Source organism: Nocardioides sp. P5_C9_2, assembly GCF_054049555.1.
In genome coordinates this window covers 1-9,499 of record NZ_JBFUMD010000098.1, presented here as the reverse complement: position 1 = coordinate 9,499, position 9,499 = coordinate 1, and the positions used below count along the sequence as shown (strand labels likewise).

Annotated in this window: 9 protein-coding genes; 7 read left to right on the top strand and 2 right to left on the bottom strand. The window is 72.6% G+C overall.

The window, feature by feature from the left end:
- A partial coding sequence (locus tag ACXJKL_RS07215) for a DEAD/DEAH box helicase (protein ID WP_457206379.1) occupies positions 1-1,210 on the top strand: 1,210 nt, incomplete at its 5' end.
- A complete protein-coding gene (locus tag ACXJKL_RS07210; protein ID WP_457206378.1) occupies positions 1,207-1,881 on the top strand; it encodes an SWIM zinc finger family protein in 675 nt (224 codons plus the stop codon). The genes ACXJKL_RS07215 and ACXJKL_RS07210, both read left to right, overlap by 4 nt.
- 3 nt (positions 1,882-1,884) lie before the next feature.
- Here the strand turns inward: ACXJKL_RS07210 and ACXJKL_RS07205 are convergent, their stop codons facing one another.
- Together ACXJKL_RS07205 and ACXJKL_RS07200 are read right to left on the bottom strand one after the other, a co-directional pair.
- Positions 1,885-2,400, bottom strand: coding sequence for a ferritin (locus tag ACXJKL_RS07205; protein WP_457206377.1), 516 nt, complete (start codon positions 2,398-2,400; stop codon positions 1,885-1,887).
- A 10-nt stretch (positions 2,401-2,410) separates the two neighbouring features.
- The gene (locus ACXJKL_RS07200; protein ID WP_457206376.1) at positions 2,411-2,965 is read right to left on the bottom strand and encodes an SACE_7040 family transcriptional regulator; all 555 of its coding nucleotides are present in this window, start codon (positions 2,963-2,965) and stop codon (positions 2,411-2,413) included.
- Positions 2,966-3,189: 224 nt separating this feature from the next.
- Between ACXJKL_RS07200 and ACXJKL_RS07195 the strand changes: the two genes are divergently transcribed.
- The 5 genes from ACXJKL_RS07195 to ACXJKL_RS07175 all read left to right on the top strand — a co-directional run bounded on the left by ACXJKL_RS07195 (position 3,190) and on the right by ACXJKL_RS07175 (position 9,470).
- Positions 3,190-3,849 (top strand): hypothetical protein, encoded by a 660-nt coding sequence (locus tag ACXJKL_RS07195; RefSeq protein ID WP_457206375.1) that lies wholly within the window; start codon positions 3,190-3,192, stop codon positions 3,847-3,849.
- A gap of 73 nt (positions 3,850-3,922) precedes the next feature.
- Positions 3,923-5,479, top strand: a complete 1,557-nt coding sequence (locus tag ACXJKL_RS07190) for a carboxyl transferase domain-containing protein (RefSeq protein ID WP_457206380.1) — start codon at positions 3,923-3,925, stop codon at positions 5,477-5,479.
- Between the two features lie 4 nt (positions 5,480-5,483).
- A complete protein-coding gene (locus ACXJKL_RS07185) occupies positions 5,484-7,475 on the top strand; it encodes an acetyl/propionyl/methylcrotonyl-CoA carboxylase subunit alpha (protein WP_457206374.1) in 1,992 nt (663 codons plus the stop codon).
- Positions 7,468-8,385, top strand: a complete 918-nt coding sequence (locus ACXJKL_RS07180) for a hydroxymethylglutaryl-CoA lyase (RefSeq protein ID WP_457206373.1) — start codon at positions 7,468-7,470, stop codon at positions 8,383-8,385. Before ACXJKL_RS07185 ends, ACXJKL_RS07180 begins: the two co-directional genes overlap by 8 nt.
- On the top strand, positions 8,382-9,470 hold the full coding sequence (locus ACXJKL_RS07175; protein WP_457206372.1) for a hypothetical protein: 1,089 nt from the start codon (positions 8,382-8,384) through the stop codon (positions 9,468-9,470). Before ACXJKL_RS07180 ends, ACXJKL_RS07175 begins: the two co-directional genes overlap by 4 nt.
- Positions 9,471-9,499 lie beyond the last annotated feature (29 nt).

The window sequence follows — 9,499 nt, the reverse complement described above, 5'->3', positions numbered from 1 at the left end:
ACCCGTCCGGCGCCTCCACGGCGCGGGGCGCACGCTGGAGGGACTCGCTGCCGGCGAGGTGCTGGGCGACCCGGGGTTCGTGCTGACGACGTACGGGACGATGCGCAACGACGCCGAGCAGCTGGCAGGCGTGCCGTGGGGGCTGGTGGTGGCCGACGAGGCGCAGCACGTCAAGAACGCCCAGTCCTCCACGGCTCGGGCCCTGCGCACCATTCCGAGCGCTGCCCGCGTCGCGCTGACGGGTACCCCGGTGGAGAACAACCTCACCGAGCTGTGGGCGATCCTCGACTGGGCGATCCCCGGCCTGCTCGGCAGCCGCAACGCCTTCCGCAAGGTCTGGGCCGCCCCGATCGAGTCGGGCCTCGAGCCGACCAAGGCGCGCCAGTTCGCCGACCTCATCGGGCCGTTCCTGCTGCGCCGGCGCAAGTCCGACCCGGGGATCGCGCCCGAGCTTCCGGCCAAGACCGAGACTGACCACCTCATCGGCCTGACCCGCGAGCAGGTCGTCCTCTACGAGACCTACGTGCGCGACTGCATGCGGCGCATCGAGGAGGCCGACGAGGACACCCGCCGCGGGCTGGTCCTCAAGCTGCTCACCGGACTCAAGCAGATCTGCAACCACCCGGCGCACTTCCTCAAGCAGACCGACCCGCGTCCCGCCGGCCGCTCGGAGAAGCTCGACCTCCTCGACGAGCTGATCGGCACCGTGCTCGCCGAGGGCGGCGCCGCGCTGGTCTTCACGCAGTACGTCGCCATGGCGCGGCTGCTGGAGCGACACCTGGCCCGGGCGGGGGTGCCCCACCAGTTCCTGCACGGTGGCACCCCGGTCCACGAGCGCGAGGCGATGGTGGCCCGGTTCCAGGCCGGGCCCGGCTCCGACGGTGGGGTGCCGGTCTTCCTGCTGTCGCTCAAGGCGGGCGGCACCGGGCTCAACCTCACCCGGGCCGACCACGTCATCCACGTCGACCGCTGGTGGAACCCCGCCGTCGAGGAGCAGGCCACCGACCGGGCCTACCGGATCGGTCAGACCCGTCCGGTGCAGGTGCACCGGTTCGTCACCCAGGGCACCATCGAGGAGAAGATCGCCGAGCTGCTCTCCCGCAAGCGCGCGCTCGCCGACACGGTGCTGGGGCGCGGCGAGGCCGGGCTCACCGAGCTGAGCAACGACGAGCTGCGCGACCTGGTCGAGCTGCGCGGGACGGGCCCGTGACCGGGGCGCAGACCATCACCCACCCCCGCATCCCGCCCCGCCGCGGTGGGGGAGCCGGCACCTGGTGGAGCAAGGCCTGGGGTCGGGCGGTGGAGGAGTCGGCCTTCGGGGTGGCCGAGCTGCGCCGCGGGCGGGCGCTCGCGCGGGCCGGTGAGGTCGGCGCCATCGCGGTCGACCCCGGCTCCGCCGTCGCGGCGGTCACCGAGGGGGATGATGCCTGGACGGTCACGATCGGCGTCCCGACCCTCGACGACCGCGACCGCGCCACCTTCGTCGAGCTGGTCGGCGCGGAGTCGGGGCGGATCGCCGCGATGCTCGCCGGGCAGCTGCCCCACGCGCTGCTCGAGGCGTGCGAGGAGGCCGGCATCGAGCTGCTCCCGTACGGCGCGGAGCTGGGCTCGACCTGCACGTGCGACTCGTGGCTCGACCCCTGCCCGCACGCGCTGGCCGTGCTGACCCAGGTGGGCTGGCTGCTGCAGGCGGATCCGTTCGTGCTGCTGCAGCTCCGCGGCCTGTCCCGCGAGGAGCTGCTGGCCGGCCTGCACGCGCTCGCCGTCACCGACCCGGTGGCCGACGACCTCACGGTCGCGGAGGACGCGGCCCTGCGGGCGGAGCGGATCCTGGCGGCGCTCCAGGCCGATCCGGGGGCCGACCTCTCGCGCTGGTGGTGAGGCTCAGGCCTTCGGCTCGGTGGTGGCGACCGGGCGCATGCCGAGCTCCTCGTCGAGGCGCAGCAGGCCCGGGCCGTCGTCGTCGATCATCACGACCCGGCCGATGATCTCGTTGACCGTCGCCTCCTCCTCGATCTGCTCCTCGAGGAACCAGTTGAGCAGCGGACGGGAGTCGAGGTCGCCCTCGGCCTCGGCGGTCCGGTAGAGGTTGCGGATCGACTCCGAGACCTTCTGCTCGTGCGCCAGCGCGGCCCGGAAGGCGTCGAGCACCGAGTCCACGGCGACGCTGGGGGCCTGGATGGAACCGATCTGCGGGTGGTTGTCACGGTCGGCGACGTGGTCGATGAACTTGTTGGCGTGCACGATCTCCTCGTCCGCCTGGTGGCGCAGCCACGCGGACATGCCGGGCAGGTCCCGCAGCTCCAGCTCGATGGCCAGCTGGCGGTAGACCAGGGAGGCCTGGAACTCCAGCGTGATCTGCGCGTTGAACGCGGTCTCGAGCGTGTCACTGAGCTTCATGCGGCTCAGCCTAGCGAGGGGTCAGCAGCGCCCCGAGGGCCATGTCCCGCAGCAGGTCGTGCATCTGCGGGTCGGGCAGCAGGCTGCTGTGCGGCGTGGAGTTGAGCAGGCCGAACGCCACGTGCGCCATCGCCCGGGCGGGATCGAGCCCCAGCCCCGCGTGCACCAGGCGCAGCTGTCCGGCCCACACGTCGACGTAGGCCCGCTGCAGCGTGCGCACCTGCTCGCGCGCGTCGTCGGCGAGCGAGGACCAGTCCCGGTCCTGTACGACGATCAGCGCGCGATGGGCCAGCGCGAACTCGACGTGCCACTCGATGAGCGCCGCGACGGCGTCGGCCGGGGTGGCTGCCGCCTCGGCGCGCTGCCGGCCGACGGCGAGCAGCTCCTCGCTGATGGAGACCAGCATCTCGGCGAGCACGGCGTCCTTGGACGGGAAGTGCTTGTAGAGGGCCGGGCCGGAGATCCCGCACGCGGCGCCGAGGTCGGCCACGGAGACGCCGTGGAACCCGCGCTGGGCGAACAGGTCGGCGGCGATGTCGAGGATCTGCTGGCGCCGCGGGCTCACGCGGCAAGGTTAGCGCCCGCTAACCATGCCGGCGGGTTCGTCCACGTGCGCAGCTCTGGCGGGCGGGGTTGCGGTCGTCTATGTGCGCAGCTTTGGCGAGTGGGGAGGGGTGTCGGTCGTGCACGTGCGCGAGCTCCGGGTGTCGATCGGCTCCATTCCGGCGCAGATGCGCGAATCCTGTGGACAACGCGCTGAGCTCGCCCGGACGGGGAAAGGGACCCGTCATGAGGACACCCAACTTCTCCTACTACGTGGCGGTCTTCGACGCCGCCRAACGCATCATCCTGCGATCCGGGTGCGGAGCCGTCACCGTGCGCGCGGTCGCGACCGAGGGCGGCCTGAGCCCGAGCACGGTGCGCCACCACTACCGCACCCAGTCGTTCCTGCTGGCCTGCGCCTTCGCCGGCATCGAGGACCACTTCGCCGGCGCGCTCCGGAAGGCGCCGGTCCCGGACGAGGACGCCACCGTCGCGGACGCCGTGACGACCCTCGCGACCCGCCTGCCGACGGACGGTGACGGGCTCCACCACCTCCGCCTGCTGCACGCCTACAAGGCGTGGGCCAGGCACGACTGGGACATGGCCGTCCTGGTGAGCGCCAACGACGACCGGTTGCTCGAGCTCTGCCTGCGGTTGTGCCTCGGGATGGGGCTGAGCCGTGCGCAGGCCCTGCGGCAGGCGCGCATCCTGCGGGCGCTCGTGACGGGCCTCGCGGAGGAGATCGTCACCATCGCCGTCGCTCCGCCGGAGGGCGAGCTCGGCCTGGGGCTGCCCGACCGCCTGACCGACCGGGGCGTGCGGACGATCCTGACCCAGCACGTCTCGGCGGTGCGAGCGATGGCGCTGTCGGGGGAGCCGGGCCGACCGGTCGACAGGACAGGTTAATGATCGCTAACCTGACGCCGTGACCGACGCCACCGCGAGCACGTCAGCGACCAGCACCCCCGCCACCCCCTCGATGCGCGACCTCGTCGCCGACCTGCACGAGCGGCTGGCAACCGTCCGCCAGGGGGGCAGCGAGGCGGCCCGGGCCAAGCACACCGGCCGCGGCAAGCTCCTGGTCCGCGACCGGGTCGACCGGCTGCTGGACGCGGGCAGCCCGTTCCTCGAGCTGAGCCCGCTGGCGGCGTACGGGATGTACGGCCGCGACGCCGACGACCTCAACGCCGTGCCGAGCGCGAGCATCGTCACCGGCATCGGCCGCGTCAACGGCCGCGAGTGCGTCGTGATCGCCAACGACGCGACCGTCAAGGGCGGCACCTACTACCCGCTGACGGTCAAGAAGCACCTGCGCGCGCAGACCGTCGCGGCGGACAACAACCTGCCCTGCATCGCCCTGGTCGACAGCGGCGGCGCGTTCCTGCCGATGCAGGACGACGTCTTCCCCGACCGCGAGCACTTCGGCCGGATCTTCTTCAACCAGGCCAACCTCAGCGCCCAGGGCGTCCCGCAGATCGCCGCGGTGATGGGCTCCTGCACCGCCGGTGGCGCCTACGTGCCGGCGATGTCCGACGAGACGGTGATCGTCAAGGAGCAGGGCACGATCTTCCTCGGCGGCCCGCCGCTGGTGAAGGCCGCGACCGGGGAGGTCGTGAGCGCCGAGGACCTCGGCGGCGGCGACGTGCACGCCCGGAGGTCCGGCGTGGTCGACCACCTCGCCGAGGACGACGCGCACGCACTGGCCATCGTCCGCAGCATCGTCGACACCCTCCCGAGGTCGTCCGGCTACCCGCAGCCCGGTCGCCGGATCGAGCCCGGTCCGGTCGAGGAGCCGCACGAGTCCCCCGAGAGCCTGTACGACGTCGTCCCCACCGACACCCGCACGCCGTACGACGTGCGCGACGTCATCCGCCGCATCGTCGACGGCAGCCGGATGCACGAGTTCAAGAAGCTCTACGGCGAGACCCTGGTGACCTGCTTCGCCAAGATCCACGGCTACGACGTGGGGATCATCGCCAACAACGGCATCCTGTTCAGCGAGTCGGCGCTCAAGGGCGCGCACTTCATCGAGCTGTGCAACCAGCGCGGCATCCCGCTGGTCTTCCTGCAGAACATCACCGGCTTCATGGTCGGGCGCGAGTACGAGAACCGCGGCATCGCCCGCGACGGCGCCAAGCTGGTCACCGCCGTGGCGTGCTCGGTGGTCCCGAAGTTCACGGTGGTCATCGGCGGCTCGTTCGGCGCCGGCAACTACGGCATGTGCGGACGTGCCTACGACCCGCGCTTCCTGTGGATGTGGCCCAACGCCCGGATCTCGGTGATGGGCGGCGAGCAGGCGGCCAGCGTCCTCGCCACCGTGCGCACCGACCTCGAGACGCCCGAGCAGGAGGAGGCGTTCAAGGCGCCGATCCGCGAGCAGTACGAGACCCAGGGCTCGCCGTACTACTCCACGGCGCGGCTCTGGGACGACGGCGTGATCGACCCCGCCGACACCCGCCGGGTGCTCGGCATGGGCCTGGCGGTGGCGGCCAACGCCCCCGTGCCCGACCCCTCCTACGGCATCTTCCGGATGTGATCGCATGACCTCCCTGAGCGGCAGCCGCCGCATCGACACCGTCCTGGTCGCCAACCGCGGTGAGATCGCCCTGCGCGTCCTGGGTACCGCCCGCGCGACGGGCCTGCGCACGGTGGCGATCTTCACCGCCGCGGACCGCGACGCCCCCCACGTCCGCGCGGCCGACGAGGCCGTCGAGGTGGCGAGCTACCTCGACGTCGAGGCCGTCGTCGACGCCGCCCGCCGCAGCGGCGCTCAGGCGATCCACCCCGGCTACGGCTTCCTCTCCGAACGCTCGACCTTCGCGCGCGCGATCGAGGGCACCGAGGGCCTGCTCCTCGTCGGTCCGAGCGCGGCTGTGATGGACGCGATGGGCAAGAAGGACGCCGCGCGCGACATCGCCGTGGCCGCCGGCGTGCCCGTCGTGCCGTCGTACGCGAACGACGCCGACCCGGCCGGCTTCGCCTACCCCGTGCTCGTCAAGGCCGCCGCCGGCGGTGGCGGCAAGGGGATGCGCATCGTCCGCTCCGCCGAGGAGTACGACGCCGCGCTGGCCGCCGCGCGCCGCGAGGCGCTCAGTGCCTTCGGCGACGACACGATCCTCATCGAGAAGTACGTCGAGCACGGGCGCCACATCGAGGTGCAGGTCCTGGCCGACCACCACGGCAACGTCGTGCACCTCTTCGAGCGCGACTGCTCCACCCAGCGCCGCCACCAGAAGGTGCTCGAGGAGGCGCCGGCCCCGACCATCACCGAGGCCCAGCGCGAGCTCGTCACCGGCAGTGCCGTGGCGCTCGCCCGGGAGGTCGGCTACGCCAACGCGGGCACCGTCGAGTTCCTCCTCGACAGCGACTCCGGTGAGGTCTACTTCCTGGAGATGAACACCCGTCTCCAGGTCGAGCACCCGGTGACCGAGGAGGTCGTGCGGGTCCGCGGGAGGAGGATCGACCTGGTCGAGCAGCAGCTGCTGGTCGCCGCCGGGCAGCCGCTCGGCTTCACCCAGGACGACGTCACCGTCGAGGGTCACGCCATCGAGGCGCGGATCTATGCCGAGGACTCCTTCGGCGGGTTCCTGCCGCAGGCGGGCACCGCCGAGCTGGTCCGGTGGCCCGCGGAGCCCTTCTCGGCCCCGCCGGCCGGGGCCGGGACGGGTGCGCGGGTCCGCGTCGACGCGGCCCTCGAGTCCGGCCAGGTCGTCACCTCCGGCTTCGACCCGATGCTCGGCAAGGTCATCGCCTGGGGTGAGGACCGCGAGGCGGCCCGCACGACGCTGGTCGACGCCCTCGACCGCACCGGCATCCTCGGCCTCACCACCAACACCGGCTTCGTGCGGGCGCTGGCGGCCGGGGCGGAGTTCCGCGACGCGACCATCGACACGGCGTGGCTCGACCATGCCGAGCTGGCGGCTCCGGACCCCGAGGTCGCGCTGGTGGCCGCGGCGTGGGTCGACGCGGTCCTGCACAGCCCGCGCTTCTCCGAGGCACCCGGTGACCCGTTCGCCACCGACGGCTGGCGGGTCGCCGGTCCGCCCGCCCGCACGCTGGTGGCGCTGGAGACGCGCGACGGACGGCGCGAGCTGCGCGTCGACGTCCCCGGCCACCGGGTGGACGACGTGGCCGTCAGCGAGCACCGGCTCGCCGACCACACTGCCGAGCTGTCCCTCGACGGCCACCGCGAGACGTCGTACGTCAATGCGACCGCGCACAAGGTCGAGGTGGCCCACCACGGCCAGCGCTACTCCTTCGAGCGGCCCGACGCCTTCGCCGACCACGGCCCGGCTGTCGGCGACGGCACGCTGGTGGCGCCGATGCCGGGCACCGTCCTCGACGTCCTCGTCGCCGTCGGCCAGCAGGTGGCCGAGGGTGAGACGCTGGGGGCCATGGAGGCGATGAAGATGGAGCTCGCGCTCAAGGCACCCTTCGCGGGCACCGTCACCGAGGTGCACGTCGCGACCGGCCAGCAGGTGCCGCTCGGCGCCGTCCTGATGGTGGTCGAGGAGGCCGAGGTCGATGCCTGAGGCGTCGGTGCTGCCGGAGCGCGTCACCATCTACGAGGTCGGTCCCCGCGACGGCCTCCAGAACGAGAAGGCGGTCGTCGCGACCGAGGACAAGGCCGAGTTCGTACGCCGCCTGGTCGCCGCCGGCCTGCCGGTCGTCGAGGCGACCAGCTTCGTCCACCCCCGGTGGGTGCCGCAGCTGGCCGACGCCGCCGACCTGATGACGCTGCTGGGCGAGGAGGGACGCGTCCACCCCGTGCTCGTCCCCAACGAGCGCGGCCTGGACCGGGCCCTCGAGCTGGGGATGAAGCACATCGCCATCTTCGGCAGCGCCACCGAGACCTTCGCGCAGAAGAACCTCAACCGCAGCCTGGACGAGCAGTTCGCGATGTTCGAGCCCACGGTGACCCGGGCCCGCGAGGCAGGCCTGGACGTCCGGGCCTACGTCTCGATGTGCTTCGGCGACCCGTGGGAGGGGGCGGTGCCGATCGACCAGGTGGTCTCGGTCGGCAAGCGGCTCTTCGACCTCGGCGCCAGCGAGCTCAGCCTGGGCGACACCATCGGGGTCGGCACCGCCGGCCACGTCAAGGACCTCGTCCACGGGTTCGTCGACGCCGGCATGCGCACCGACCAGCTGGCCATGCACTTCCACGACACCTACGGCCAGGCGCTGGCCAACGCCTACTCGGCGCTGCAGGAGGGGATCACCACCTTCGACGCCAGCGCCGGCGGCCTCGGGGGCTGTCCCTACGCGAAGTCGGCCACCGGCAACCTCGCCACCGAGGACCTCGTCTGGATGCTGACCGGCCTCGGCATCGAGCACGGGGTCGACCTCGACGCGGTGGTGGCGACCAGCGTGTGGATGGCCGGGCGGCTCGGACGCCCCAGTCCCAGCGCCGTCGTACGAGCACTGGCAGACTCCGGGGCATGAGCCGCGTCGTCTACCTCCACATCGGGGCCCCCAAGACGGGGACGACGTACCTGCAGGACCGGCTGATGCTCAACCAGTCGTCCCTCTCGGCGCACGGGGTGACGATCCCGACCAAGAGCCGCTTCGTCGACGCGGACCTGTTCCACTTCCGCGCGGCGCTCGACCTGCTCGAGCAGGACTGGGGCGGCACGCCCGGGCACGCGCACGGCGCGTGGGAGGCGATGGTCAAGCGGGTACGCCGTGCGAGCGGCACCGTGGTCATCAGCCACGAGATCCTGGCCCCGGCCAAGCCCGACAAGATCGCCCGGGTGATGAACGACCTCGAGGGCAGCGAGATCCACGTCGTCTACTCGGCGCGCGACCTCGGGCGCCAGCTGCCGGCGGCCTGGCAGGAGAGCATCAAGCAGGGCCGCAAGTGGACCTTCACCCGGTTCCTCACCAAGGTCGAGCGCGGCCAGACGTGGTTCCGCAGTGCGATGGACCTGCCGGCGGTGCTGAGCAACTGGGGCGCCAAGCTCCCTCCGGAGCGGGTGCACGTCGTCACCGTCCCGCACGATCGCGGGCCCACCGGCAACGAGCTGTGGTTCCGGTTCTGCCGGGCCTTCGGCATCGACCCGGCGTGGGCGCCGCTCGACTCCGAGCGCGCCAACCGCAGCCTCGGCATCGCCGAGACCCAGCTGCTGCGCCGCCTCAACCGCCGCCTCGAGCTGCCGATGTGGCGCGACGCGACGTACGACGGCCTCATCCGCGAGCTGCTCGCCCAGGAGGTGCTGGTCAGCCGCGACTCGATCCCGGTCCGGCTGCCCCCCGAGCGCTTCGACCACGCCGAGGCGCAGGGCCAGCAGTGGATCGACTGGATCAAGGGCAGCGGCGTCGACGTGATCGGCGACGTGGAGGACCTGCGCCCCCGCCGCCCCGACCCGGACGAGCCGTGGCGCAACCCCGACCGGGTCAGCCCCAAGCTGCAGCTCGGCGCCGCCCTCGACGCCCTCACCGTGATGACGCGCGAGGCCGCCGAGCGCACCGACGCCGAGACCCCGGTCCGTCGCCTGCGCGACCAGGCCCGCCGGCTGCGCGAGCGGTGAGCCACGCCGCGGCCGCACCGGCCGCCGGG

Bases quoted from the DNA above. Each gene is read 5' to 3' on its own strand.
- ACXJKL_RS07205 (WP_457206377.1), bottom strand. From the start codon at position 2,400: ATGAAGCTCAGTGACACGCTCGAGACCGCGTTCAACGCGCAGATCACG.
- ACXJKL_RS07180 (WP_457206373.1), top strand. From the start codon at position 7,468: ATGCCTGAGGCGTCGGTGCTGCCGGAGCGCGTCACCATCTACGAGGTC.
- ACXJKL_RS07190 (WP_457206380.1), top strand. From the start codon at position 3,923: ATGCGCGACCTCGTCGCCGACCTGCACGAGCGGCTGGCAACCGTCCGC.
- ACXJKL_RS07175 (WP_457206372.1), top strand. From the start codon at position 8,382: ATGAGCCGCGTCGTCTACCTCCACATCGGGGCCCCCAAGACGGGGACG.
- ACXJKL_RS07185 (WP_457206374.1), top strand. From the start codon at position 5,484: ATGACCTCCCTGAGCGGCAGCCGCCGCATCGACACCGTCCTGGTCGCC.